A 24494-nucleotide genomic window follows, 5' to 3' on the forward strand; every position below is an offset into this window, starting at 1 on the left:
TCAGGCGCGCACGTGTAGCTTGCGGCCCTTCACATAGGTGGCTTTCACCGCGCGGTCGTCGCCGAGGATCATCAGCGAGAAGAGCACATCCTCGAGCGAGGTTGAAACCTCCTGGCGGCTGGCGAGCACTGGCGTTGCGTGGGGGTCCAGCACCACGAGATCGGCAAACTTGCCGAGCTCGATGGCGCCCGTATCGTGATCGATCTTTAGGCGCCGGGCGTTTCCGCGCGTGGCCATACAGAAGAGTTCCGCAGCACTTGGCTTATAGCCTGCAAGCATCTGCACCTTGTAGGCCTCGCCAAGTGTTGCCAGCATCGAATAGCTGGTGCCGCCGCCCACATCAGTCGCAACGCCGAGATGCACCGGGCGCTCCGGCTTGCGCAGGTAGGGCATGGACATGAGGCCGGAGCCGAGGAAGGTGTTGGAGGTGGGGCAGTGCACGACGGTTGCGCCTGAGTCCGACAGCCTCGCGCATTCCCGCTCCGACAGGTGAATGCCATGGGCAAAGAGGCTGCGATCACTCAGCAGGCCGAAATGATCATAGACGTCCGTATAATCCTTGGCTTTGGGGAACAGGCTTGCCACCATGGCGATCTCGCCCGGGCTTTCGGAAAGATGCGTTTGCATCAGCGCGCCAGGAAGCGAGGCGAGCAGTTCACCGGAGATTTTCAATTGCGCATCTGAGGAGGTGATGGCGAAGCGCGGGGTGACGGCATAGCGAAGCCGCCCCTTGCCGTGCCAGGCGCGATAGAGTTCCTCCGTCTCGCGTGCGCCCGTTTCGGGCGTGTCTTCAACGGCGGGAATGGCGTTCCTGTCCATCATGGTCTTGCCGGTGATGAGCGCCATGCCGCGGGCATCGGCTGCGGCGAACAGCGCATCAGCGCAGCTCTTGTGAACGGAGCAGAAGGCCAGCGCCGAGGTGGTGCCGTGTTGCAGCAGACGGTCAAGGAAGATCTCCGCCGCTGCTGCCGCATAGGCTTGATCAGCGTAGCGGCTTTCTTCCGGGAAGGTGAAACGGGTGAGCCAGTCCAGCAGGTCTTTGCCGGGGGCCGCGAGCATGCGGTATTGCGGGAAATGAATATGGGCATCGATGAAGCCCGGCATCACGATCATCTCGCCATAGTCTGTGACGTCCGCCTGCAGGAAATCCTGCGGCAGAAGTGATTGTGGGCCGGCCCAGAGAATGGTGCCGTCATCGCCCACGGCAACGGCTCCACGGGCTTCGTGCCGAGGCGTATCGTCTTCTGCGAAGCTCAGCGTCTGGCCTTTGATGACATGCGTCATGGCGAGACCCGCTCTTCAATACGGAAGCGGAAGATGCGGCAGATCTGGGCGAGCGACGTTTGGAATTCCACCTCCGGCGTGTTGCTCACACGCGCGGCGAAGCTCTCAAGGATCATGTGCTTGGTAGCGCCTTTCACGGCGAAGATGAAGGGAAAGCCAAAGCGCTGCTTGTAACGTGTGTTGAGATCGGTGAAGTGGGCGAACTCTTGGGCGTCAAGCGTGTTGAGGCCCGCACCGGCCTGTTCCTTGGTCGAATCTTCCGTGAGCTTCGCCTTGCCTGCCAGATCCGGGTGGGCGCGGACCAGCGCCAGCTGCGCATCATGATTGGCGGCGCGGAAGGCACGCTCGAAACTCAAGATCATGTCATCGCGGGTGGCGAAGGGCATGGCGCTTCCTGCCTCGCGCGCGACCCAGGGGGAATGCTCGGCCACATCCCCGAAAGCTTCCAGAAAGGCACGGGGGGTCAGGCTGTTGACGGTGCTGAGGCTCATCATTGCTTTGCGATCCATGTGCCTAGCTTGGCGCGTTCCTCATCCAGCATGCCGGTGCGGTTGCCGAGCGGCATGGCCTTGTTCTGCACCGCCTGCACGTTAATTTGCGCGGCGTAGCGCTTGAGGTCCGCCAAGGTTTCGAGATGCACGCCCTTCGGCGCTGTCTTGATGGTGGCGTCCGTCGGGTGTTCCGCATGGCAGGCGGCACAGCGGGTCTGTACGATAGAGAGGGCTTCCGCATCCGCCACCTCGCCCTGGAACAGCAGCAGCTTCTGCGGCTCTGTAATGATGAGGGCGAGCGCCAGTGCCGCGCCGATCAATGGGAGCGACCAGGCGAGATCGGCTTGCCCGTCTCCAACTTCGGTGCGCACCAGGAAATAGCGTGCGAGGCCGCCACCGATGATGATGAGCCCTGCCACCGCCCAGGCGTGGGATTGATCCGTGACCATTGGGAAATGGTTGGAGATCATCATCGCCAATACGGGGAGTGTGAGATAGGTGTTGTGCAACGAGCGCTGCTTGCCGATGAGGCCAAGTGCTGGATCAGGCTTTTCGCCCTTGAGCAGCGCGGCGGTGATCTTGCGCTGGTTCGGGATGATGACCATGAACACATTGGCCGCCATGATGGTGCCGATCAGCGCGCCAATGTGAATGAAGGCGCCACGGCCGGAGAAGAGATGCGTATAGCCCCAGGCGAAGGCAAGCAGCATGAGGAAGAGGAGGCTCGCCAGCACACGTGTATTGCGGCCTAGGGCCGAGCGGCAAAGGGCGGTGTAGAGCACCCAGCCGATCACGAAGCTTCCGATCGATATGCTCACCGCCTGCCACTGCGTGAGCGGCATGATGTTGGGATCGATCAGATAGCTATCCGCCTGCAGATAATAGAGGACGACCAGCAGCAGGAAGCCCGTGACCCAGGTGAGATAGGCCTCCCACTTGAACCAGATCAGATCCTTGGGGAGCGTCTCAGGTGCTGTGAGATACTTCCGCACGTGGTAGAAGCCGCCGCCATGCACCTCCCACACTTCGCCGCCGACGCCTGCGGGCATTCCCGCTTCCTTCCGGAGCGAGAAATCCAGCGCCACGAAATAGAAGCTCGTGCCGATCCAGGCGATGCCGGCAATCATGTGTCCCCAGCGGATCAACAGGTTCGCCCAATCGAGCGACAGGAGCGGCGCGGCTGAAAGCCACCAGGCTGCGCCCAGTGCTGCGAAGATGATAGGGAGAGTCCAGGCGATTTTCGCGAGCGGATCACCCACCTCATGGCGCACAAGGAAGTGACGGAGTGCGGCACCGCCGATGAAGACAAGGCCCACCAAAATCCAGGCATTGGGCGCATTGGTGAGCATGGCGAAATGGTTGGACACCATCATCAGCAGCACAGGCAGCGTCAGATAGGTGTTGTGGAGCGACCGCTGCTTGCCGATGGCCCCTAAGCGCGCGTCTGGCGTTTCACCCTTGATCAGCGCTGCCGTGATCTTCCGCTGGTTCGGGATGATGACCATGAAGACATTGGCCGCCATCATGGTGCCGGCGACAACGCCCACATGGATGAAGGCGCCACGCCCAGAGAAGAGATGCGTGAAGATATAAGCAAAGCCCAGGATGAGCACGAAGACGGCTGCCGCCAGCGCGCCGGTGTTGCGGCCGAGAGGTGAGCGGCACAGCCCATCGTAAATCACCCAGCCCAATACGATTGACAGGATCGAGATGACAATCGCCTGCCAAGGTTTGAGATCGGCCACGGCCGGATCAATCAGATTGGCGCTGGCGTTGAAGTAATAGACCACGGCCAGCAGGAAGAAGCCCGAAACCCAGGTGAGGTACGCCTCCCATTTGAACCAGGTGAGATGGGCGGGAAGGCTCCCCGGTGCGGAGAGATATTTCTGCACATGGTAGAAGCCACCGCCATGCACCTCCCAGGCTTCGCCGCGCACGCCTTCCGGCAGATCACCGCGCGTCTTCAGCGAGAAGTCGAGGGCGACAAAATAGAATGAGGTGCCGATCCAGGCGATGCCTGCGACGAGGTGCCCCCAGCGGATGAGGAAATTCAGCCAGTCGCCAAGGAAGGGTTCGAGCATGGGCCTCTCATGAAGACGCCTGCCGGAGGATCAGTCCTCCGGCAGGCGCGGGTTGCCGGGGCCTGCCTTATTGGGGCAGCTTGTCGTCAATACCCTTGATGTAATAGTTCATGCCGAGAAGCTCACCATCGGGCAGCGGCTTTCCAGCTTCGCCCACGGTGGTTCCGTCCTGCTTGGTGATCGGGCCCTTGAAGGGCAGCAACTCGCCGGACTTGATCTTGGCGACGGAGTCTTCCGCCATCTTCTTCACATCGTCCGGCATGTTGGTGAAGGGCGAGAGCACCACCATGCCGTCCTTCATGCCGCCCCATGTGTCCGCCGACTTCCAGGTGCCATCAAGCACGGCCTGGACGCGCGCGACATAATAGGGGTCCCAATCATCCGTGTTGGCGGTGAGCTGGGCCTTGGGCGCGAATTTGATCATGTCGGACGATTGGCCGAAGCCGAGCTTGCCCTGCTCTTCCGCCACCTGAAGGGGAGCGGTCGAATCCGTGTGCTGGACGAGGATGTCCGCACCCTGGCCGAGCAGCACCTTGGCGGCGTCCGCTTCCTTGCCAGGATCATACCAGGAGTTGACCCAGATGATCTTCACCTTGAAGTCGGGGTTCACCGACTGGGCGCCGAGCATGAAGGCGTTGATGCCCATGACGACTTCAGGGATCGGGAAGGACACGATGTAGCCCGCCGTGCCGGTCTTCGACATCTTGGCAGCGATCTCACCCATCACATAGCGGCCTTCATAGAAGCGCGCATTGTAGATGGCGACGTTGTCTGCCTTCTTGTAGCCGGTGGCGTGCTCGAACTTCACATCCGGATATTTCGCGGCGACCTTGATGGTCGGGTCCATGAAGCCGAAGGAGGTGGTGAAGATGATCTTGCAGCCCTCGCGCGCGAAGCGCTCGATGGCGCGCTCGGCATCGGGGCCTTCCGCCACGTTCTCGAGGAAGGCAGTTTCCACCTTGTCGCCCAGCGCCTTTTCCACGGCCTTGCGGCCCTGGTCATGCTGGTAGGAATATCCGAAATCGCCGACCGGACCCACATAGATCCAGCAGGCCTTAAGCTTGTCCGCTGCGTTTGCGGCCGTTGCCGAGACGCCAAGCGCCAGGGCCACTGCCAGTGCCATCCAAGTTTTCATTCTATCCGTTCTCCTTGTCCAAAACCCATTGTCGCAGCCTTGTTATCATTTGCTCCCAGCTGGCTGCTGGCCGTGGTGATGCTGTCATAAGGCTTATCTGTCCGGCACGAAAGGCTGTGCCAGGCAAGCCGGTGTGTTGGCCCGCATCAGGGCCTTGTTGCCCGATATCACGACCAGCACGAGAATGGTCACGATATAGGGAAGGGCTGAAAGAAGCTGGGACGGGATGCCGATGCCATAGGCCTGGACGGAAAATCCCATCACCGTGATCGTTCCGAAGAGATAGGCGCCAACCACGATGCGCCAGGGCAGCCAGGAGGAGAAGACGACGAGGGCCAGCGCAATCCAGCCGCGGCCCGCCGTCATGTTCTCGTTCCACTGCGGCGTATAGGCGAGCGACAGATAGCCCCCCGCGAGGCCCGCGCAGGCGCCGCCGAACATCACGCAGAGATAGCGCACGCCAATCACCGAATAGCCCAGCGCATGGGCGGATTGGTGGCTGTTCCCCACGGCGCGGATGATAAGGCCCATCTTGCTGCGGAACATGACGTAAGACGTGCCGGCGACGATGAGGAAGGAGAGATAGACCAGAACATCCTGCCCGAAGAGAATGGGCCCGATGAACGGAATGTCCGTGAGACCCGGAATGTGGATGCGGTCCAGATGGACGCCCGGCTGCCCCACGTAGCTCTCGCCAATGAGCCCGGCAAGGCCAAGCCCCAAAAGCGTGAGGGCGAGCCCTGTGGCCACCTGGTTCGACACCATGGTGAGGGTCAGGAAACCGAAGAGCAGCGAGAGCGTGGCACCCGCGATCAGCGCAGCGAGCACACCCAAATAGGGCGAGCCCGTCATCAGCGCGGCACCGAAGCCGGAGACGGCGCCCACCGCCATCATGCCTTCCACGCCGAGGTTCAGCACGCCCGAACGCTCCACCACCAGTTCGCCAATGGCCGCGAGCAGCAGCGGTGTGGACGCGGTGATGATGGTGAGGATGACGGAGAGAAGCTGGTCACTCATGCCCGGCCCTCCGCCAGCTGCGGAACTTTTCCGATGAATTTGAAACGGTAGAGAATGAGCGAGTCGCAGGCGAGAATGTAGAACAGCAGGATGCCCTGAAACACCCGCGCCGTCTTGTCCGAGATGCCGAGCGCCACTTGCGCGGATTCGCCACCTAAATAACTGATCGCCAGTGCGAAGGCGGCCAGCAGTGCGCCAATCGGGTTCAGCCGCCCGAGGAAGGCCACGATGATGGCCGTGAAGCCGTAGCCCGGCGAAATTCCGGGCTGCAATTGGCCGACCGTGCTCATCACCTCACAGATGCCTGCCAGCCCCGCGAGGCCGCCTGACAGCAGGAAGCAGAACCACACGGTCTTCTCCCGCGAGAAGCCGGCAAAGCGGCCGGCGCGGGGGGCCACGCCTTGTACGCGGAGTTCGAAGCCTTTGAGGGTGCGGCCCATGAGGATGGCGAGCGCGATGACGGCGATGACGGCGAAAATGGCGCCGAGATTGATATAGATCGGCCCGATCGACGGCGGGATCAGCTGGAAGCTCGGCAGCAATTGCCAATCCGAGAAGGCGATGGTCTTGGGGAAATTATAGCCCTTGGGGTCGCGCCAGGGCCCGCGCACCAGCCAGTCCAGCATGAGCTGGATCACATAGACCAGCATCAGGCTCGTCAGGATTTCATTGGTGCCGAAGCGGTTCTTGAGAAAGGCCGGAATTGATGCATAGGCCATGCCGCCAATGACGCCGAGCGACAGCATCAGGACAAGCGTCAGCGGCGACTGGAAATCGGGGAAGAACACCGGAATGGCGGAGCCCAGAATGGCACCCGCGGTGAGCTGGCCTTCCGCGCCGATGTTCCAGACATTGGCCATGTAGGAGACCGAAAGGCCCGCGCCAATCAGCGCCAGCGGAGTTGCCTTGATGATCAGTTGCTCGATCGACCAAGACGTTGTGAGTGGCTCGACGAAATAGACGTAAAGCGCTTCGAACGGGTTGAGGCCGCGGAGCGCGAAGATGATGCCGCCGGTGATGAGGGTCAATGCAATGGCGATGATGGGCGAGAACACCGCCATCTTCGCCGAATGCTCTGCCCGCTTCTCAAGCACCAGCCGCATGGGCGGTCTCCTTCAGTTCATGGGCCCCGGCCATGAGGAGGCCGATCTTTTCGGCTGTCAGTTCCGCCGCCGGATAGGCTTCCGACAATTCCCCGCGCGAAATGACAGCGATGCGGTCCGCGATTTCGAAGATCTCGTCCAGATCCTGGCTGATGACGAGCACGGCCGAGCCCTGGCGGGCGAGGTCAATCACCGCCTGGCGGATGGTGGCGGAGGCGCCGGCATCAACCCCCCAGGTGGGCTGGTTGACCACCAGCACGCCAGGCTTCCTGTCGAGCTCCCGGCCCATCACGAATTTCTGCAGATTGCCGCCAGACAGGGCGCGTGCTTCCGGGTCGGGCTTTCCTTTCCGCACGTCGTAATCCTTGATGACGCGCTGGCTCACCTTTTCAGCACCGCCGCTGCTGACCATGCCGGAACTGACCAGCGAGGCATCCGAAGAGTGCCGTGTGAGCACGATGTTCTGGGAGAGTGTGAAGCCCGGAACCGCGCCATGGCCCAGCCGCTCCTCCGGCACGAAGGCGGCTCCGGCCTTGCGGCGGGCGTTGACGCCATCATGGCCCACCGGCTTCCCGTCAATCACGATCATTGATGCGGCGGCAAGCGAACGCTCGCCGGAGATCGCGTCGAAGAGCTCCGACTGGCCATTGCCCGCAACCCCGGCGATGGCGACGACTTCGCCTGCCTTCACATCGAGCGAGATGTTCTTGAGTTCGACGGAGAAGGGCCCATCGGCAGGCAGGCGCAAACGATCGAGCTTTAGGCGCGCCGTTCCCTTCATGTCGTCCCGCGCCGGGCGGATCACGTGAATGTCGCCACCCACCATCAGGCGCGCCAGGCTGGCGGGGGTTTGCTCCGCCGGGTCGATATTGGCCACCACCTTGCCATGCCGCAGGATGGTGGCGGTGTGGCAGAGGCGCTTCACCTCCTCCAAACGGTGGCTGATGTAGATGACGGCGCAGCCTTCGCCCGCCAGCCTCGTCAGCGTGCGGAACAGCTGGTCAGCCTCCTGCGGCGTGAGCACCGCCGTGGGCTCATCCATGATCAGGAGCTTCGGCTCCTGCAGCAGGCAGCGCACGATCTCGATGCGCTGGCGCTCGCCCACGGACAAGTCCGCCACCACCGCAAAAGGCTCCAGCGGCAGGCCGTAATCGCGCGAAACCTTGGCGATGCGATCCGCCAATTTCTTCATGTCGAAAGCGCCCGGCATGGCGAGCGCGATGTTCTCCGCCACGGTCAGGGACTCGAACAGGGAGAAGTGCTGGAACACCATGCCGATGCCAAGCTTCCGTGCCGCAGCGGGGCTGGGAATGGTGACGGGGTTTCCCATCCAGCGGAATTCGCCGGCGCTGGGCTGCAGTGCGCCATAGATCATCTTGACGAGGGTCGATTTGCCTGCACCGTTCTCGCCCAGAAAGGCGTGGATTTCCCCCGGCTTCACCTTGAGGGTCACGTCATCATTGGCCTTCAGCGTGCCGAAAACCTTGGTGATGTGAAGCGCCTCGAGGAGATATTCCATGCCGTTAGCCTGCGTTCCTGCTGGCCAACATGCCTTCTGTTCCCGCGGCTGACAATGCCTCATCGAGCGTTATCAGCTGGGCAGCAACCGAGACCGCAATGGCCGCCGGATGCTTGGAGCGGATGCCGCCGATCCCGATGGGGCAGATCAGCCCGGAGATGCGTGCCGGCTCAACTCCGGCCTCGCCAAGCCTTCTCTCAAAGCGGGCGCGCTTGGTGGCGCTGCCGATGAGGCCGACATGGGCGATTCTGGCGTTGCGCAGCGCCGCATCGGTGATCTCCAGATCGAGCGCGTGGGAGTGGCTCATGATAAAGGCAATAGCACCATCGCGGGCAGCGGCGACGGCCGCCAGCGGATCGCCGGAAAAGCCGGTCACGTTCTGCGGCATGGCGCCCGGGAAGGCTTCGGGGCGCGGGTCTGCCCAGGTGACGTCAAAGGGCAAGGGTGCGAGCGCCAGGATGAGGGCGCGGCCCACATGGCCTGCGCCGAAGACCAGCACATGGCGGCCTTGCTGCCCGTAGCATTCGGTGATGCCGGGAAGGCGGGTGGTGAGGGTGAAAGGCCCTTGCAACTCCCGTGCTGCCAGCTGGCGCGTCTCTGCAAGCGATTTACCATCGAAACTCTCAATGGCGAGCGTCACCCGGCCGCCGCAGCATTGGCCGAGATCTGGCCCTAAGGACTGGGTCAGCATCTTCACCTGGCGCAGCTTTCCAAGCAGGCGCTGGGCTTCCGCCAGCGCCTTCCATTCCAGCGTGCCGCCGCCGATGGTGCCGTGAAAGCCCCGCGCGGTGACCACCATGCGGGCCCCCTCCTCCCGCGGGACGGAGCCCTCGGCCTTGACGACGGAGACCAGCGCGCAAGAGCCTTGCGCTTCCAATGCGCGCGCGATCAGCCCCCATGTCTTCATGGCTGAAGCCCCTTCACCGCCATCAGAATGGCCTCCGGCGTTGCGGGCGCATCGAGCTTCGGGATGGCGCCGGGCTTCACACTCGCGATGGCGTCGAAAATCGCCGTCCAGACGGAAATGCCCAGCATTAGCGGCGGTTCGCCAACGGCCTTGGAGCGGTAGATCGTGTCTTCCTTGTTGCCGCGGCTTTCGAACAGCTTGACCCGGAAATCCGCAGGCACGTCCGGCGCGCAGGGAATCTTATATGTCGAGGGCGCATGGGTGCGCAGGCGGCCTTGTTCGTCGTAGACGAGTTCTTCCGTGGTGAGCCAGCCCATGCCCTGCACGAAGCCGCCTTCCACCTGGCCAATGTCGAGCGCCGGGTTTAGCGAGCGGCCCACGTCATGAAGGATATCCACCCGGTCCACCTTCATTTCACCCGTCAGCGTATCGATGGTCACTTCCGAGCAGGCCGCGCCATAGGCGAAATAGAAGAAGGGGCGGCCCTTGGCTTTGGCCCTGTCCCAGAAGATCTTGGGGGTTGCGTAATAGCCCGTGGAGGACAGCGAGATGCGGGCGATGTGCGCCTGGCGCGCCAGATCTCCGAAAGCGATCGAGCGGTTGCCGATCATCACCTGGCCGTTCTCGAACTTGATCCGGCTCTTCGCCACCTTCCACTGCCTTGCCGCAAAATCGACGAGGCGGTTGCGGATGGTCTCCGCCGCAGCCTTGGCGGCCATGCCGTTCAGATCAGCGCCTGAGGACGCAGCGGTGGCGGAAGTGTTCGGCACCTTGCCCGTGGTTGTGGCGGTGATGCGGACGGCACTTGCATCAATGCCGAACTCCTCCGCCACCACTTGGGCCACTTTGGTGTAGAGCCCCTGCCCCATCTCCGTGCCACCGTGGTTCAGATGCACCGAACCATCGGTATAGACATGAACGAGGGCGCCTGCCTGGTTCAAATGCGTGAGGGTGAAGGAGATACCGAATTTGACGGGGGTGAGGGAAATCCCCTTCTTCAGCACAGGATTTTCAGCATTGAAGCGGACGATGGCCTTGCGCCGCGCGCGATAGTCCGAAGAGGTCTCGAGCTCCTCCATGATGGCGAGCGCGATATTGTCCTCAACCTTCATGCCATAGGGCGTGGTGCCACGCTTCTCCGTGTACAGATTATGCTTCCGTACATCGAGCGGGTCTTGCCCCGTGCGGATGGCGATCACCTCCATCAGGCGCTCGGCAAACAGCATGCCTTGCGGTCCGCCGAAGCCGCGGAAGGCGGTGTTCGACACCGTGTTGGTGCGAAGCCTGCGCGTGGCGATGCGGGCGGCCGGGTAGAAATAGGCATTGTCCGCATGAAACATGGTGCGATCGCAGATCGCATTGGAGAGATCGGGCGAATAGCCGCAGCGGGCGAGGAAATCGACATCAATGCCGAGGACACGGCCTTTCGCATCAAAGCCCGCCTGATAGTCGACGCGGAAGTCATGGCGCTTGCCCGTCAGCATCATGTCTTCGTCGCGGTCCAGCCGGCATTTCGCAGGACGGCCCGTCACGCGCGCGGCCAAAGCGGCGAGGCAAGCCCATTGCGCGGCTTGGGATTCCTTGCCCCCGAAGGCGCCGCCCATGCGGCGGCATTCGGTCGTCACCATGGCGGCGGGCAGATGAAGCATATGGGCAATCAGGAACTGCACTTCGGAGGGGTGCTGGGTGGAGCAATGAATGGTGATGGCGCCATGCTCCTCCGGCACGGCGAGGCTCACCTGACCCTCAAGATAGAAATGCTCCTGGCCGCCGATGCGAAAGCTCTCCTGGATGTGGTGGGGTGCGGCGGAGATGGCCTTCGCTGCATCCCGCGTCACGAAGGCATAAGGCTCGCCCACATCGCTGGTGCCCTTGGCCAGCGCGTCTTCCACAGTGACCGCAGGCTGTTCCGCCGCGATTTCAATCTTGGCCAAACGCGCCGCGCGGCGGGCGTCGTCACGCGTTGCCGCGACAACGGCGAAGATCACCTGGCCATGGAACATGATGCGGCCATCGGCCAGGATGGGATCGCCGCCAAACACCGGCGCGCAGTCATTGAGGCCGGGAATATCCTTCGCAGTGAGCACCGCCAATACGCCGGGGGCGGAGCGGACGGCCTCAAGATCGAGCGAGGTGATTGCACCAAGTGCCCCTTCGCGCGCAAAGCCAGGATAGACGTGAACCAGGCCTTCGGGCTCCCGAATGTCGTCCACGTAGATTGCTGAGCCCTGCACATGGAGTGCGGCGCTGTCATGCGCCAGCACCTTGCCGACGGTCTTTGTCTCGATCGTGCGCCGGGCCATCACCATCAGGCGACTGCCCTTCTCTCACCCAACACGCGGGTGGCGGTTTCGCCGGAAATTTCCAGCAGCGCCTTGCGGAGCAGCCCTTGCGCCACGCCGATGCGGTAAGCGCTTGAGGCGCGCATGTCGGAGATCGGCTGGAAATCCTGCGGTAGCGCAGCGATGGCTTTTTCCCATGTGGCGGGATCATCCAGCGATGCACCGGTGAGTGCTACCTCTGTTTCCTTGCCGCGCTTCGGCGTTGCCGCCATGCCGCCGAAGGCGACGCGGGCGGAGGCAATGCGCAGGCCATCGCATGTGAAACGGAAAGCGGCCATTACGGCGGAGATGTCCTGATCGAAACGCTTCGCAATCTTGTAGGCGCGGAAGACTTCATTAGTCTTGAGCTTCGGCACATCGATGCGCCAGACGAGTTCGCCCGGCACGCGATCCTGCTTGCCATAGGCGATGAAGAAATCCTCCAACGGAAGTGTGCGCTCTGCCTCGCCGTGGCGCAGCGTGAGGCTGGCGCCCAGTGCAATCAGCATCGGCGGCATGTCGCCGATGGGAGAGCCATTGGCGATGTTGCCGCCCACCGTGCCGGAAGCGCGCACTTGCGTGGAGCCCAAGCGGCGCAGGACGTCGCCCAAATCATGGTCAATGGCGGAAAGCGCCGGGGCCGCTTCTGCATAGGTCGCCGCAGCACCGATGGCGATGTGGCTGCCTTGATCCGCCACGGCATGGAGCGGCTCGACTCCACCCGTCAGGATGATCTTCGGCAAGTGCCGCATCTGCTTGGTGATCCACAGACCCACATCGGTGGCGCCGGACACGATCGTCGCATCTGGGTGCTCCGCTGCAAGCTGCGCCAGCGTCTCCGGGCGGGCCGGGCGGGCAATGAAGCTCTCCGCGTTGCCCACAAAAACATCCGCACCATCATTGAGGCGCGACAGCTGTGCCGCGGCGTCGGCGGCTCCCGAAGCCCAGCGGTCCGCAGCACGTCCCGTGCAGCAGGCCAGCGCTGCATCGATAATGGGGCGATAGCCGGTGCAGCGGCAGAGATTGCCGGCGATGTGAGTGGCGATCTCGTCGCGTGTGGGAGCGGAGCCAGATTGATAGAGCGTGAAGAGCGACATCACGAAGCCCGGCGTGCAGAAGCCGCATTGCGAGCCATGCGTATCAACAAGGGCCCGCTGCACCGGATGAAGCTCACCATCCGCAAGGTCGTCAACCGTCACCAGCTCCTTGCCGTCAAGCTGCGCCACCAGAAGAATGCAGGCGTTTACGGGTTCATATTCGACGCGGCCCTTGCGCAATTGCCCGAGCGCCACGGTGCAGGCGCCGCAGTCACCTTCATTGCAGCCTTCCTTGGTGCCGCGCGAACGCTCTTCGAGGCGCAGGTAATCCAGCACGGTGCGCATCGGCGGCACGGCGTCTAGCTCCACGATCTTGCCGCGGCGCAGGAAGCGGATGGCGTGTCGCGTGGTCACCAGGAGGTCAGCTCCCTCTATAGGTTGAATAGCTGTAAGGCGAGAGCAGCAGCGGCACATGATAATGCGCGGCAGCATCGGCAATGCCGAAGCGGATGGGGATCACATCCAGAAATGCAGGCTCTGGCAAAGCCGCGCCATTGGCGCGGAGATAGTCCCCGGCATGGAAGAGCAGTTCGTATTGGCCAGGCCTGAACGCATCACCTTCGAGGAGCGGGCCATCGGCGCGGCCGTCAGTATTGGTGAGAATGGTTTTGAGTACTGCCGCCTCACCCGCCCGGAACAGCTCGATGCGGAGGCCTGCGGCGGGCCTTCCCGAAGCCGTGTCCAGTACATGCGTCGTCAAGCGGCCCATGCTGTGCGCGTTTCCTCTGCTCGCCCCTGTTGGTGGGCTCTGCCGGCCCTTATGTTGCAAACGCTAACATGGGTAACCCGTTCTCAAAAGAAGAATAAAGGGAACAGTGCGTGCGCAAAATGCGCGCAGCTCATGGTTCGGGAAGATGGCGCTGCGCGAGCGTGACGAAAGCCTCCGCCGCGGGGCGGCTGGCCGCCCCTGCGCGCGCCACCAGAAGCAGCCGGTCCACCGGCAGCCGCTTGTCGGTCAGGGGCACGAAGACCAGTTTGCCCGTGCCCAGTTCCTGCTCAATGCCGATCACCGTCTGGAAGGCGATGCAGCTGCCGCGCCTTGCGAGCGAGGCCATGAGACGGAGCGAGTTGCATTCAAAGGCCGGGCGGAGCTTCCGGGCGGCCGGCGCACTGTCCAGAATGGCGCGGAGGCTCAGGCCCTGGGAGGGCCACGCCAGCGGAAATGCGGCGCAATCGGATAGCGACAGCTTGCCGGATCTGGCCAGCGGATGCGCGGGCGCCAGCACCGCGCCGAGATGCAGATCACGCGCGGCCAGCACCTCAAGTCCTTCAAGAGATGACGGGTTGAAGGTGAAGCCCAGATCGGCCTGATGCTCGCGGACAAGGCTGGTGACCGCTTCCGAGCCCGCCACGGCAACGGCCACTTCGATTCCTGGGAAGCTTCCTGCGAAATCCAGCAGCATGTCCGGCAGCATGGAAACCGACACGCTTTCGACCGTGGCGGTGCGCAAGAGACCCCGCTTCAGACCCTTGAGGGCCGAGAGCTCGTCCAGCGTATTCTCATGACCCTGGCTTGCCTGCCGAAGCCCCCGCAGAAGCACCGCACCTGCCGGGGTGAGGCTGAGGCCACGGCCCGACCGGTCAAACAGGGTGGCACCCAGGGAGGCCTCAAGCTGCATGAGCTGGCGGCTGATCGCCGAGGCGGCGACGTTCAAGGCGCGGGAGGCGGCGCGGACGGAACCCGTTTCCGCCACCGCCATGAAGTAGCGGTAGGCGATTGCGATCAGCGCCGTCTCACTCTTGGCCAAGCCTCACCTGATCAATATGGCGCGAAAGTCATTGACATTGGTGTGGGTGGGCCCGGTGACGAGCTGGTCTCCTAAGGACTCGAACAGGCTGTGGGCATCGTTGTTTTCGAGGACGGACGCGGGGTCGAGGCCAAGCGCCCGCGCGCGCGCCAGGCTATCGGGTCCGATCAACGCGCCCGCAATGGGCTCCATACCGTCAATGCCATCGGTATCCGCGGCAAGAGCCGTGATGCGCGGGTCACCTGCAAGTGACATGGCAAGCGCCAGCAGAAATTCCACGTTGCGTCCGCCGCGGCCGTTGCCCTTCACCGTCACCGCTGTTTCGCCGCCGGACAGCAGCAGACAGGGCTTTCGCGCGGGCGCATTCCGGTCCGCAATTTCAAGAGCGATTGCGGCATGCATCTTGGCAATGTCGCGGGCTTCGCCTTCGATGCGGTCTCCCAGATAAAGCACGTTGAGCCCCATGGCTTCCGCCTGCTGCCGGACGATGCGGAAGGATTCATGTGGCGAAACGATCACGCGGGTTTCAGTGTTCTGGCTGAGGATGGAGCGGTCTTCATCAGGGCTATCGAGCCAGTCCTTGATGGCGGGAGGTACCGGCACCCGGTAGCGTTCGAGAATGGCGCGTGCATCGGCCTTGCGGGTGGGATCGGGAACGGTGGGGCCGGAGCCGATGATCGCCGGATCGTCACCCGGCACATCAGACAGCGCCAGCGTGTGGATGCGCGCGAGGCCGGCTGCCCGGGCGAGCCTGCCGCCCTTGACGGCGGAGATCTGCTTTCGCACGCAGTTCAGCTCCGCAATATTGGCGCCGCATTTGAGAACGGCTTTGACGAGGCCGAATTTCTCCGCAATCGAAATGCCGGGCACGGGCTTCGACATCAGCGCGGAGGCGCCGCCTGAGATCAGCGCGATCAAAAGATCGTCCGGCCCCAGGGTGGAGGCGAGGGCCAGCGCCTGTTCGGCGGCGGCAAGGCTCGTTTCATCCGGCACGGGGTGGCTGCCATGGATGAGCTTCAGCTTCTTGAGATCATGGGCATAGCCATGAGGGGCGATGACGAGGCCTTCAAGCGGACCCTGCCAATTGTCCTCCACCGCCTTCGCCATGGCCACGGCCGCCTTGCCCACGCCGATGACCACGGTGCGGCCCTTGGGCCTCTCCGGCAGGTTTCGCGCCACGGCCTTTGCGGGATTGGCGGTTTCGACGGCGGCCTCGAACAGGCCGCGCAGGATCACCCTGTCATCTTTCACGTGCATAATGCTCCCTGGCTTGGTGCTTTTTGCGCCAAGCCAGGAGGATGCACAAGACGGGGTGCGGCAGCGTTTAGCGCGTGACCGTCACGTTGCAATGGGCGCGGCCGGCCACATCGGCCGCCACGGAGCCGAGCACGAGGCGCGAGACGCCGCGCTTGTCTCCGGTGCCGACCACGATGTGGTCATAGCCATTTTCTTCCGCATACTGAACGATGGCAGAGGCGGCCTCCCGGCTTCTCAGCGCCAGCTCCTCGACGTGGCCGGCACCAGCCTTGCGGGCAATGGCGGCGGCGTTATCAAGAATCTTCTGCACCTGGTCATCTTCGAGCGTGTAGATGAGCGGGCCACGGCTGCCGCCATGTGCCACATTCACAGTGCAGATCGACAGCTTGGCGCCAAACTTTGCCGCCAGTTGCGCTGCCAGTTCCACGGCATGTGCGGAATGTTCCGTGCCATCGGTTGCACACAGGATCTTGCTGGTCATTCGTCCCTCCAAAAATCGACACCATTCATCAATGGCGCATAATTAGGCGGGAAGAAGGTGGGCGGGCTTTGACCTCAGTCAATCAATGCACGATCACGCCCAGGTTGCGTCAGCTCAGAGACTGTTGGCGGAGAACGTGTCACACGCATTGATATCGCTGGTGGAAAGGCCGCGCTTCAACCAGCGCATGCGCTGCTCGGAAGAGCCGTGTGTGAAGCTTTCCGGCACAACATAGCCCTGGCTTTTCTTCTGGAGGCGGTCATCACCGATGGCGGAGGCCGCCTGAAGGCCTTCTTCCATGTCGCCCGGATCAAGATGGTTGGTGTCCTGCATGTATTTACCCCACATGCCGGCGAAGCAATCCGCCTGGAGCTCCATGCGCACCGAAAGCTCATTGGCCTGCGCTTCTGACACGCGCGAGCGCTGGGCCTGCACTTTCTGAGCTGTGCCGACGAGGTTCTGAATATGGTGGCCGACCTCATGCGCGATCACGTAGCCCTGGGCGAAATCTCCGGGTGCGCCCAGCTTGTCACGCAGGTCCTTGTAGAAGGAGAGGTCGATATAGACCTTCTGGTCGCCCGGGCAATAGAACGGTCCCATGGCGGATTGCGCGGTGCCACAGGCCGACTGCACGAAGCCCCGGAACAGCACGAGCGTCGGCTTCTTATAGGTTTCGCCGTGCTTGCTGAAGAAATCGGACCAGAAGCTCTCGGTGGACGTCAGCACCTTCTTGACGAAGATTGTGCCGTCATCCCCGGCAAGACTGCCGTTGCTGCCGTTCGTGGTGGTGGTGGATCCGCCCGTCTGCGTTCCGGGAGTTGTCGTGTCCTCATAGCTGGTGCCACCGGTCGTCGGCCCAACCGATCCCCCGCCGCCATTGAGGATTTGAATCAGATCGACGCCGAAGACGAACCGGAAAATGAGATAGACGACGATCAGGAACAGGATGGTCTTGAAGCTGAAGCCGCCGCGACCCACGCCGATCGGGATGCCGCCCCGTCCGCCGCCGCCCGGAAAGCCCATGCCACCGCCTTGTCCGCGCCGGTCCTCGACGTTGTCGCTTGGCTTGAAATCATCGAGTTTCATCTGCGCGTCTCCATACCGGGCCTCAGCCCCGCTTTCGGCTGCGGAATTTGCAGAGATCATAGACCAATTGCAAGCTCGGCGTGCCCATTTGAACGAGATGGCCGAGCTCGATCACGGATCCGAGCAGTGCATCGAGTTCCGTGGGGCGGCCCGCTGCAACATCCTGCAACATGGAGGTGCGGTGATCGCCGACTTTTGCGGCCATGTCCATGCGTTCTTCCGCCGTCACGGCGAAGGTGATGCCGAGCTTTTCGGCCACGGCACGGGCTTCCTCCATCATGGTGCGGATCACGCTGCGGGTGCCGGGGTCGGCGGCGAGTTCGGCGAGGGTGCCTTCGGTCAGGACGCTGACCGGATTGAAACTCAGATTGCCCCAAAGCTTGAGCCAGATCTCGTTGCGGAGGTTGGGGCGCACTGGGCTCTTGATGCCTGCTTCGGTAAGAAGGCGGCTCAGAGCTGCGGCGCGGTCTGAATTGTGGCCCGAGGGCTCGCCCAGCGGCATGCGCTCACCATAGCGGTGCGCGACGATGCCGTGCGCCTCCATTTCGGCGGCCTGCCAGACCACGCAGCCCAGCGCGCGTTCAGGACCGATGCGTTTCCACAGCTCTCCGCCCGGATCCACGCTCTCGAGCCTGGTTCCTTCGAGCGGGCCGCCTGTGCCATAGAAGTACCACCAGGGAATGCCGTTCTGGGCGAAGAGAATGGCCGTGTCCTGGCCGATAAGCGGCATCAGCTGGTCGATGATGCCTGAAAGCCCATGGGCCTTGAGGGTGAGGATGATGAAATCCTGAGGGCCCAGCTCCCCTGGATCATCCGTCACGCGTGGATGGATCAGGTGGCTTTCACCGCCCTGCCTGAGGGTGAGGCCGGACGTTCTGATCGCGTGAAGATGGGCGCCGCGCGCCACGAGGGACACATCCGCCTCCCCCTTCAAGGCCAGTTTTGCGCCGACATAGCCGCCGATGGCGCCTGCACCGAACACGCAGATCTTTGTCATGTAAGCCCCAGCTTCTGCGCCAGGCCAATGCGCTGCAGCTTGCCGGTGGCACCCTTCGGAATCTCGTCTAGAATGATAATCCGCTTCGGCACCTTGAAGCCCGCCAGCCTCTGATTGGCAAAATCCTGCAATTCGCGCTCATTCACATGGCGTCCCTCACGCAGCACGATGGCTGCGGCCACCTCCTCGCCCAGCAAATTGTGTGGCATGGCGAAGGTCACGACCTGGGCCACGGCCTCATGCTCCATCAGCACCTCATCGACCTCCATGGGGGCGATCTTCTCGCCGCCACGGTTGATGATTTCCTTCAGCCGGCCGGTGATCTTGAGGTAGCCGTCCTCATCCATGAAGCCCTGGTCGCCCGTGTGGAACCAGCCGAAGGCGAAGCCATCATCATTGGCCTTTGGATTGTTCTCATAGCCCGGTGTGACATTGGGTCCGCGCGTCACGACCTCGCCCTCTTCGCCAGCGCCCAGCAGCTTGCCGGACGTTGACATCACCGCCACCTCTGGCCCTGCCGCACGGCCCACGAAGCCGGGCTTGCGCAGCCCCGGCGGCAGCTGGTTCGATGTCATCTGATGGGCATTCTCCGTCATCGCATAGGCCTCGATGACGGGGCAGTGGAACGCCTCCTCCAGGGCGTGGAAGACGGGGACCGGAAGCGATGCCGAGCTGGAGCGGATGAAGCGCAGCGGATTGGATGCGATGATCGCGTGGTTGCGCTCCGCGCGTTGCAGGATTGTCTGGTGCATGGTGGGCACCGCCGTGTACCAGCTGGGATGGGCCTCCTCCATCCAGCCGAAGAATTTGAGCGCATTGAAGCCGGGCGTGGCGAAGACTGAGCCACCCGCCGCCAGCGTCGCCAGGATCGCGGCCACCAGACCATGGATATGGAACAGCGGCATGATGTTGAGGCAGCGGTCCTCCTCGGTGAGCCTCAGCGTGGAGCAGATGTTGTTGGCGGAGGCCAGCAGGTTCGCATGGGTGAGCGGCACGATCTTCGGCCGCGACGTGGTGCCGGAGGTGTGGAGCACCAGCGCCACATCCGTCCCCTCCGCCAGATCTTGCGGCAGCGGCGGACCCGCCGCCTCCCCCGTGATGGAGAAGGCGCCTGCTTCCCGCGCGGAGTTCAGCGTCAGAATCGGAATGCCTAATCGGTGCGCCGCAGCAATCGCCGGGGAGGCGCTCCCCTCCTCCACCAGCAGCGCCCTTGCATGGAGGTCTTCCATGTAGAAATGGAACTCCTCCTCGCGGTAGGCCGGGTTGAGGGGGGCTGCCGTCACCGCGCAGGCGCAGGCGATGAAGCTTGCCGCCATGTCCGGCCCGTTGGGCAGCACGATGGCGAGCTTGTCGTTGCGGGCAAGCCCCAGGGCACGCAGGCTCGCCGCCGTTTCGGCGCAGAGCGAGGCAAAGAGGCCATAAGTGAGGGGCGCCCGGCCAGGTGCCAAAAGTGCTGCATGGGCGGGGTCACGGGCGGTCAGAAGCGCATTCAGGATCATCCCGGCAGTCATGCGCATTTGGGACGTCCCGTCAACGCCGCGCAATTGAAGGGCTGGCCTGCATCCGCTATGACCCCCGGTCATGACCGACAGACTCATCATCGCGCTCGCACAGCTCAACCCCACGCTCGGCGCAATCAACGCCAATCTCGCCCGGGCGAGAGAGGCGTGCAGAGAGGCTGCAGAGGCCGATCTGGTGCTGTTTCCGGAGCTTTTCATCTGCGGCTACCCTCCGGAAGACCTGGTGCTCAGGCCCTCCTTCGTGGAGGCCTGCAGGGTGGCGGTGGAAGAGCTGGCGAAGGATACGGTGACGGGACCTGCGATCCTGATGGGGCTGCCGTGGCGGGAGGGTTCCCACCTCTATAATTCCGTGGCGCTGCTGGCCAACGGCAGGATCGAGACGATCCGCCACAAGTTCGACCTTCCGAATTATGGCGTGTTCGACGAGAAGCGGGTGTTCAATTCAGGGCCCGCCCCTGGCCCCATTTCCTTCAAGGGCGTGAGGCTCGGCGTTCCGATTTGCGAGGATATCTGGACGGATGAGACCTGCGAAACGCTGGCTGAAACCGGTGCCGAAATCCTGCTCGTTCCCAATGGCTCGCCCTTCGAGCGCAACAAGGATGACGTGCGGCTGAACCTCGTGGTCGCGCGCGTGACCGAAACGGGCCTGCCGATGGCCTATCTGAACCAGGTGGGCGGCCAGGATGAGCTGGTGTTCGACGGCGCGTCCTTCGTTCTGAACGCCGACCGAACGCTGGCCTGGCAGATGCCCATGTTCGAGGAGCAGATTGCGCTCACCGAATGGCGGCGCGAGGACGATGGCTGGCGCTGCGTGCCCGGCGAAATGCTGCCACTGCCTGAGAAGGAAGAGGAAACCTGGAAGGCCTGCGTGCTGGGGCTTCGCGACTATGTGCTGAAGAACCGCTTTCCCGGCGTAGTGCTGGGCCTTTCAGGCGGCATTGATTCCGCCGTGGTCGCAGCCATGGCTGTGGATGCGCTGGGCAAGGACAAGGTCCATTGCCTGATGCTGCCCTATGCCTATACCAGCCGAGACAGTCTGGTGGATGCCGAGGAATGTGCGAGGCTTCTTGGCGTGCGCTATGATGTTGTTCCGATCAAGGAGCCGGTTGAAGGATTCCTCTCGGCGCTAAAACCGTTGTTTGAAGGAACTCCACCCGGCGTCACCGAGGAAAACCTGCAGTCCCGCACCCGAGGCGTGATCCTGATGGCCGTGTCCAACAAGTTTGGCGCCATGGTGCTGACGACGGGCAACAAGTCCGAAATGTCGGTTGGCTATGCGACCCTCTATGGCGACATGAATGGCGGCTACAACCCGATCAAGGACGTCTACAAGACGGAGGTCTACCGACTCGCCGCCTGGCGCAATGGCTTGAGCCATGTGATCCCTGAGCGCATCATCACCAAGGCGCCCACGGCGGAACTGCGCGAGAACCAGACGGACCAGGATTCGCTACCGCCCTACGAGGTGCTGGATGCGATCCTCGAAGGCCTGGTCGAAAATGAAATCCCCGTCGCTGATATCGTGGCGCAGACCGGTTATGAGGAAGCGCTGGTGCGCCGCGTGCAGCACATGCTCTATGTGGCGGAATACAAGCGGCGGCAGGCGGCACCGGGCGTCAAGATCACGCGGCGCAATTTCGGGCGCGACCGGCGCTATCCCATCACCAACGGCTTCCGGGACGGGCGCTGAGATGGCCACCACCGTCCGCTTCGCACCTTCGCCCACGGGGCGCATTCACATCGGCAATGCGCGCACCGCCATTCTCAACTGGCTGATGGCGCTGAAATCGGGCGGCCAGTTCGTGCTGCGCTATGATGATACGGATACGGTGCGTTCCACGACCGAATTTGCCGATGGCATCGCCGCCGATCTGGACTGGCTCGGGATCAAGCCCCACCGGGTGGAGTGGCAGTCCAAACGCTTTGGCCGCTACGATGAGGTTGCAGCGAAGCTGCGCGAAGATGGCCGGCTTTATCCCTGCTTTGAAACCGCGGATGAGCTGGACCGGCGCCGCAAGCGCCAGCTGGCGCGCGGCGCCCCACCCATTTATGACCGCGCCGCCCTGAAGCTCACGGATGAGGAGAAGCGCGCCTTTGAGGCCGAGGGGCGCAAACCCCATTGGCGTTTCAGGCTCGATGGCCGGATCGTTGTGTGGGATGACATTATCCGCGGGCCCCAGCATATCGATACAACCGGCCTCTCAGACCCCGTGCTGGTGCGCGAGGACGGCAGCTACCTTTATACGCTGCCCTCCGTCATCGATGACATTGACATGGAGATTACCCATGTGATCCGCGGTGAGGATCATGTGGTCAATACGGCCGTCCAGATCGAGATCACCGAGGCCCTGGGCGGGCACGTTCCGCATTATGCCCACCACAGCCTGCTGACCGGGGCTGACGGCAAAGGCCTGTCCAAGCGGCTTGGCTCTCTCTCCATCGCCTCCATGCGCGAAGGCGGGCTGGAGCCCATGGCGGTGGTGAGCCATGCCGCACTGCTCGGAACATCGGACAATATTCATCCGTGTGCTGATTATGCTGAACTCGTCGCGGGCTTCGACCTGGGCAAGCTCTCCCGCGCACCCGCACGCTTCGACGAGGCTGAACTGCTGCATCTCAACGCGAAGCTGCTGCATCATTTGCCGTGGGAGGCCGTGAAGCACCGCCTGCCGCAGGATTCGGAGGCCTTCTGGCTCGCCATTCGTGGTAATATCGAAAGACTCTCCGATGCAAGCGTCTGGCACCAGGTCATCACCGGCGATGTGACGCCCGCCGTGGCGGAAGAAGATCGGGAATTCATCGCAGCGGCTCGCTCCCTTCTGCCGCCTGAGCCGTGGGGTACCGGCACGTGGAAAGCCTGGACGGATGCCGTCAAGGCGGCGACCGGCCGCAAGGGCAAACCCCTGTTCATGCCGCTCCGACTTGCCCTCACCGGCCTCGGCCACGGCCCGGAACTGGCCCAGCTCCTCCCCCTGATCGGCCCCGAAAGAGCGCTTGAGCGGCTTGGCTGATTGCGCGATGATAACCACATGATCCTCGTGGGCCAGTTCGACTCTCCCTTCGTGCGGCGCGTGGCGGTGACGCTCCATCACTATCACATGCCTTATTCGCGCAATCCCATTTCGGTTTTCCGCAATGTGGATGAGGTGCAGAAGATCAATCCGCTGGTCCGGGTGCCCTCCCTCATTCTCGAAACGGGCGAAACGCTGATCGATTCCTCCGCCATCATTGACCATCTGGATGAGATGGCGGGGCCTGCCCGGGCGCTCACGCCGCCGCATGGGCCGGAGCGGCGCAAGGTGCTGCAGGCCATCGTGCTGGCGCTGGGTACGGCGGACAAATGCGTGGCGCTGTTTTTTGAGCGCCTGTTCCACATCGACAAGCACATCAACCGCGATTTCGAGAAGCGGATGATGCAGCAGATTGCGGCAGCGCTTGCGAAGCTGGAGCATGAGTGCGGCGCGCCGTGGTTTCACGACAACAAGTTTACGCAGGCTGACATCACCACGGGCTGCCTCGTGGGCTACATGAAGATGCGCGTGCCGGATGTCTTCCCCGTTGACAAGTTTCCGAAGCTGCATGCGCTGGCGCTTCACTGCGAGACGAAGGAAGACTTCGTGAAGGCCCGCCCCTCGCCGGACGAGACGGTTCCCGGTCAATCCAAGACGAAGCACTGATCAGAGAAGTGCGAGGCCGCCCTGTTTTTCCATTTCCGCTTCCAGCGCAATGATGCGGTCATAGGCGGAAGGATCCAGCACCGAATATCCCGAAAGCAACAAATCCTTCCGCGCGCGCGCCAGGTCAGGATCGGCAAATGCCTTTTGAAGAGCGGTGCGCAGCAACTGGACATCGCCAGCCTGGGTGATGAGCGGCAGCCCCGGCACGGCGGGAGAGCGGGCGATTTCCACCAGGCCGTCGAGGGCCTGCGGGCGGTGCCGCTTTGCAAGCGCCACGCAGACGCAATCCGTGGCGCAGAGATCTGCCCGCCCCTCGCGAACGGCCTCAAGCGAATTCAGGTGGCTTCCCGTTTCAACCACACTGCCGAAAAAACGCCCGCCATCGGCGTAGGATGCAAACACCAGCTTCAGGGCAAGCATGCCGGACATCGAGTCCGGCGTGTTCACCGCGGCGCGCAGATCGCGGAATTCGCGCAAGGGCCTCGCCTCGCGCGCGAAAAGGATGCTGCGGTAGTTGGCGCCATCGCAGCCGTCGGCATCATAATGGGGTGTTGCCACCAGCTTGACCCTGCCCTTCAGGCCATGGGTGAAGGGATAACCGCAGGTTTGGGCGAGAAGCAGGTCCGGCCGCTGCCAGGCTTCAATTGCATGTGGCAGCCGGGAGAGCGGGATATCCACGGCAAGATGGCGGGCGATCCCCTGCCACCACTGGTCCGTTGCAGCCCGAAGTTCGGGCCAATCATACATCTGCAGCGCCGCAATCATGGAAGAGT

Annotated in this window: 21 protein-coding genes; 3 read left to right on the top strand and 18 right to left on the bottom strand. The window is 62.9% G+C overall.

Annotated elements, in window-relative coordinates; translation table 11 throughout:
- The 17 genes from guaD to ACO06F_RS06445 form a co-directional block, all read right to left on the bottom strand.
- Nucleotides 1-1284, bottom strand: coding sequence for a guanine deaminase (guaD, locus tag ACO06F_RS06365; RefSeq protein ID WP_421695849.1), 1284 nt, complete (start codon nucleotides 1282-1284; stop codon nucleotides 1-3).
- A complete protein-coding gene (gene uraD / locus ACO06F_RS06370) occupies nucleotides 1281-1793 on the bottom strand; it encodes a 2-oxo-4-hydroxy-4-carboxy-5-ureidoimidazoline decarboxylase (RefSeq protein WP_421695850.1) in 513 nt (170 codons plus the stop codon). The genes guaD and uraD overlap by 4 nt, the downstream gene beginning before the upstream one ends.
- The gene (locus ACO06F_RS06375) at nucleotides 1775-3856 is read right to left on the bottom strand and encodes a urate hydroxylase PuuD (RefSeq protein WP_421695851.1); all 2082 of its coding nucleotides are present in this window, start codon (nucleotides 3854-3856) and stop codon (nucleotides 1775-1777) included. Before ACO06F_RS06375 ends, uraD begins: the two co-directional genes overlap by 19 nt.
- 67 nt (nucleotides 3857-3923) lie before the next feature.
- Nucleotides 3924-4991 (bottom strand): BMP family ABC transporter substrate-binding protein, encoded by a 1068-nt coding sequence (locus ACO06F_RS06380; protein WP_421695852.1) that lies wholly within the window; start codon nucleotides 4989-4991, stop codon nucleotides 3924-3926.
- Nucleotides 4992-5084: 93 nt separating this feature from the next.
- The gene (locus ACO06F_RS06385) at nucleotides 5085-6008 is read right to left on the bottom strand and encodes an ABC transporter permease (RefSeq protein WP_421695853.1); all 924 of its coding nucleotides are present in this window, start codon (nucleotides 6006-6008) and stop codon (nucleotides 5085-5087) included.
- The gene (locus ACO06F_RS06390; RefSeq protein ID WP_421695854.1) at nucleotides 6005-7111 is read right to left on the bottom strand and encodes an ABC transporter permease; all 1107 of its coding nucleotides are present in this window, start codon (nucleotides 7109-7111) and stop codon (nucleotides 6005-6007) included. Before ACO06F_RS06390 ends, ACO06F_RS06385 begins: the two co-directional genes overlap by 4 nt.
- Nucleotides 7095-8630: an ABC transporter ATP-binding protein gene (locus ACO06F_RS06395; protein ID WP_421695855.1), complete on the bottom strand. Its 1536-nt coding sequence runs from the start codon at nucleotides 8628-8630 to the stop codon at nucleotides 7095-7097. The genes ACO06F_RS06390 and ACO06F_RS06395 overlap by 17 nt, the downstream gene beginning before the upstream one ends.
- A 4-nt stretch (nucleotides 8631-8634) precedes the next feature.
- A complete protein-coding gene (gene xdhC, locus ACO06F_RS06400) occupies nucleotides 8635-9537 on the bottom strand; it encodes a xanthine dehydrogenase accessory protein XdhC (RefSeq protein WP_421695856.1) in 903 nt (300 codons plus the stop codon).
- Nucleotides 9534-11846: a xanthine dehydrogenase molybdopterin binding subunit gene (gene xdhB / locus ACO06F_RS06405; protein ID WP_421695857.1), complete on the bottom strand. Its 2313-nt coding sequence runs from the start codon at nucleotides 11844-11846 to the stop codon at nucleotides 9534-9536. The genes xdhC and xdhB overlap by 4 nt, the downstream gene beginning before the upstream one ends.
- Nucleotides 11846-13309 (bottom strand): xanthine dehydrogenase small subunit, encoded by a 1464-nt coding sequence (gene xdhA, locus ACO06F_RS06410; protein WP_421695858.1) that lies wholly within the window; start codon nucleotides 13307-13309, stop codon nucleotides 11846-11848. Before xdhA ends, xdhB begins: the two co-directional genes overlap by 1 nt.
- A 7-nt stretch (nucleotides 13310-13316) precedes the next feature.
- Nucleotides 13317-13664 carry a hydroxyisourate hydrolase gene (uraH, locus tag ACO06F_RS06415; protein ID WP_421695859.1) on the bottom strand — a complete coding sequence of 116 codons (348 nt, stop codon included), beginning with the start codon at nucleotides 13662-13664 and terminating at the stop codon, nucleotides 13317-13319.
- A gap of 130 nt (nucleotides 13665-13794) precedes the next feature.
- The gene (locus ACO06F_RS06420) at nucleotides 13795-14703 is read right to left on the bottom strand and encodes a LysR family transcriptional regulator (RefSeq protein WP_421695860.1); all 909 of its coding nucleotides are present in this window, start codon (nucleotides 14701-14703) and stop codon (nucleotides 13795-13797) included.
- A 3-nt stretch (nucleotides 14704-14706) separates the two neighbouring features.
- Nucleotides 14707-15960: a glycerate kinase type-2 family protein gene (locus ACO06F_RS06425; RefSeq protein ID WP_421695861.1), complete on the bottom strand. Its 1254-nt coding sequence runs from the start codon at nucleotides 15958-15960 to the stop codon at nucleotides 14707-14709.
- Nucleotides 15961-16027: 67 nt separating this feature from the next.
- Nucleotides 16028-16441, bottom strand: coding sequence for a universal stress protein (locus ACO06F_RS06430; protein ID WP_421695862.1), 414 nt, complete (start codon nucleotides 16439-16441; stop codon nucleotides 16028-16030).
- A gap of 114 nt (nucleotides 16442-16555) precedes the next feature.
- Nucleotides 16556-17527 carry a neutral zinc metallopeptidase gene (locus ACO06F_RS06435; protein WP_421695863.1) on the bottom strand — a complete coding sequence of 324 codons (972 nt, stop codon included), beginning with the start codon at nucleotides 17525-17527 and terminating at the stop codon, nucleotides 16556-16558.
- 22 nt (nucleotides 17528-17549) lie between these two features.
- A complete protein-coding gene (locus ACO06F_RS06440; protein WP_421695864.1) occupies nucleotides 17550-18524 on the bottom strand; it encodes a 2-dehydropantoate 2-reductase in 975 nt (324 codons plus the stop codon).
- Entirely contained in the window at nucleotides 18521-20035 is a 1515-nt protein-coding gene (locus tag ACO06F_RS06445) for an acyl--CoA ligase (RefSeq protein WP_421696633.1), read from the bottom strand. Before ACO06F_RS06445 ends, ACO06F_RS06440 begins: the two co-directional genes overlap by 4 nt.
- Nucleotides 20036-20105: 70 nt before the next feature.
- On the opposite strand from ACO06F_RS06445, the gene ACO06F_RS06450 reads away from it, so the two are divergent.
- From ACO06F_RS06450 to ACO06F_RS06460, 3 genes are read left to right on the top strand one after another with little or no spacing between them, the layout of a single operon-like run.
- Nucleotides 20106-21734: an NAD+ synthase gene (locus ACO06F_RS06450; protein ID WP_421695865.1), complete on the top strand. Its 1629-nt coding sequence runs from the start codon at nucleotides 20106-20108 to the stop codon at nucleotides 21732-21734.
- A 1-nt stretch (nucleotide 21735) separates the two neighbouring features.
- Nucleotides 21736-23055 (top strand): glutamate--tRNA ligase, encoded by a 1320-nt coding sequence (gene gltX, locus ACO06F_RS06455; protein ID WP_421695866.1) that lies wholly within the window; start codon nucleotides 21736-21738, stop codon nucleotides 23053-23055.
- A gap of 18 nt (nucleotides 23056-23073) precedes the next feature.
- On the top strand, nucleotides 23074-23721 hold the full coding sequence (locus ACO06F_RS06460) for a glutathione S-transferase family protein (protein WP_421695867.1): 648 nt from the start codon (nucleotides 23074-23076) through the stop codon (nucleotides 23719-23721).
- Here ACO06F_RS06460 and ACO06F_RS06465 read toward each other — a convergent pair whose 3' ends face one another.
- On the bottom strand, nucleotides 23722-24468 hold the full coding sequence (locus ACO06F_RS06465; RefSeq protein WP_421695868.1) for a phosphate/phosphite/phosphonate ABC transporter substrate-binding protein: 747 nt from the start codon (nucleotides 24466-24468) through the stop codon (nucleotides 23722-23724). It abuts the gene before it with no gap.
- Nucleotides 24469-24494: the final 26 nt, after the last annotated feature.

It is taken from the genome of Aestuariivirga sp. (genome assembly GCF_965227715.1).
Classification (GTDB): Bacteria; Pseudomonadota; Alphaproteobacteria; order Rhizobiales; family Aestuariivirgaceae; genus Aestuariivirga.

Excerpts from the sequence above, each read along its gene's own strand:
- guaD (WP_421695849.1), bottom strand. The coding sequence starts at position 1,284 with ATGACGCATGTCATCAAAGGCCAGACGCTGAGCTTCGCAGAAGACGAT.
- uraD (WP_421695850.1), bottom strand. The coding sequence starts at position 1,793 with ATGGATCGCAAAGCAATGATGAGCCTCAGCACCGTCAACAGCCTGACC.
- ACO06F_RS06375 (WP_421695851.1), bottom strand. The coding sequence starts at position 3,856 with ATGCTCGAACCCTTCCTTGGCGACTGGCTGAATTTCCTCATCCGCTGG.
- ACO06F_RS06380 (WP_421695852.1), bottom strand. The coding sequence starts at position 4,991 with ATGAAAACTTGGATGGCACTGGCAGTGGCCCTGGCGCTTGGCGTCTCG.
- ACO06F_RS06385 (WP_421695853.1), bottom strand. The coding sequence starts at position 6,008 with ATGAGTGACCAGCTTCTCTCCGTCATCCTCACCATCATCACCGCGTCC.
- ACO06F_RS06390 (WP_421695854.1), bottom strand. The coding sequence starts at position 7,111 with ATGCGGCTGGTGCTTGAGAAGCGGGCAGAGCATTCGGCGAAGATGGCG.
- ACO06F_RS06395 (WP_421695855.1), bottom strand. The coding sequence starts at position 8,630 with ATGGAATATCTCCTCGAGGCGCTTCACATCACCAAGGTTTTCGGCACG.
- xdhC (WP_421695856.1), bottom strand. The coding sequence starts at position 9,537 with ATGAAGACATGGGGGCTGATCGCGCGCGCATTGGAAGCGCAAGGCTCT.
- xdhB (WP_421695857.1), bottom strand. The coding sequence starts at position 11,846 with ATGGTGATGGCCCGGCGCACGATCGAGACAAAGACCGTCGGCAAGGTG.
- uraH (WP_421695859.1), bottom strand. The coding sequence starts at position 13,664 with ATGGGCCGCTTGACGACGCATGTACTGGACACGGCTTCGGGAAGGCCC.
- ACO06F_RS06425 (WP_421695861.1), bottom strand. The coding sequence starts at position 15,960 with ATGCACGTGAAAGATGACAGGGTGATCCTGCGCGGCCTGTTCGAGGCC.
- ACO06F_RS06430 (WP_421695862.1), bottom strand. The coding sequence starts at position 16,441 with ATGACCAGCAAGATCCTGTGTGCAACCGATGGCACGGAACATTCCGCA.
- ACO06F_RS06435 (WP_421695863.1), bottom strand. The coding sequence starts at position 17,527 with ATGAAACTCGATGATTTCAAGCCAAGCGACAACGTCGAGGACCGGCGC.
- ACO06F_RS06440 (WP_421695864.1), bottom strand. The coding sequence starts at position 18,524 with ATGACAAAGATCTGCGTGTTCGGTGCAGGCGCCATCGGCGGCTATGTC.
- ACO06F_RS06445 (WP_421696633.1), bottom strand. The coding sequence starts at position 20,035 with ATGACTGCCGGGATGATCCTGAATGCGCTTCTGACCGCCCGTGACCCC.
- ACO06F_RS06450 (WP_421695865.1), top strand. The coding sequence starts at position 20,106 with ATGACCGACAGACTCATCATCGCGCTCGCACAGCTCAACCCCACGCTC.
- gltX (WP_421695866.1), top strand. The coding sequence starts at position 21,736 with ATGGCCACCACCGTCCGCTTCGCACCTTCGCCCACGGGGCGCATTCAC.
- ACO06F_RS06460 (WP_421695867.1), top strand. The coding sequence starts at position 23,074 with ATGATCCTCGTGGGCCAGTTCGACTCTCCCTTCGTGCGGCGCGTGGCG.
- ACO06F_RS06465 (WP_421695868.1), bottom strand. The coding sequence starts at position 24,468 with ATGTATGATTGGCCCGAACTTCGGGCTGCAACGGACCAGTGGTGGCAG.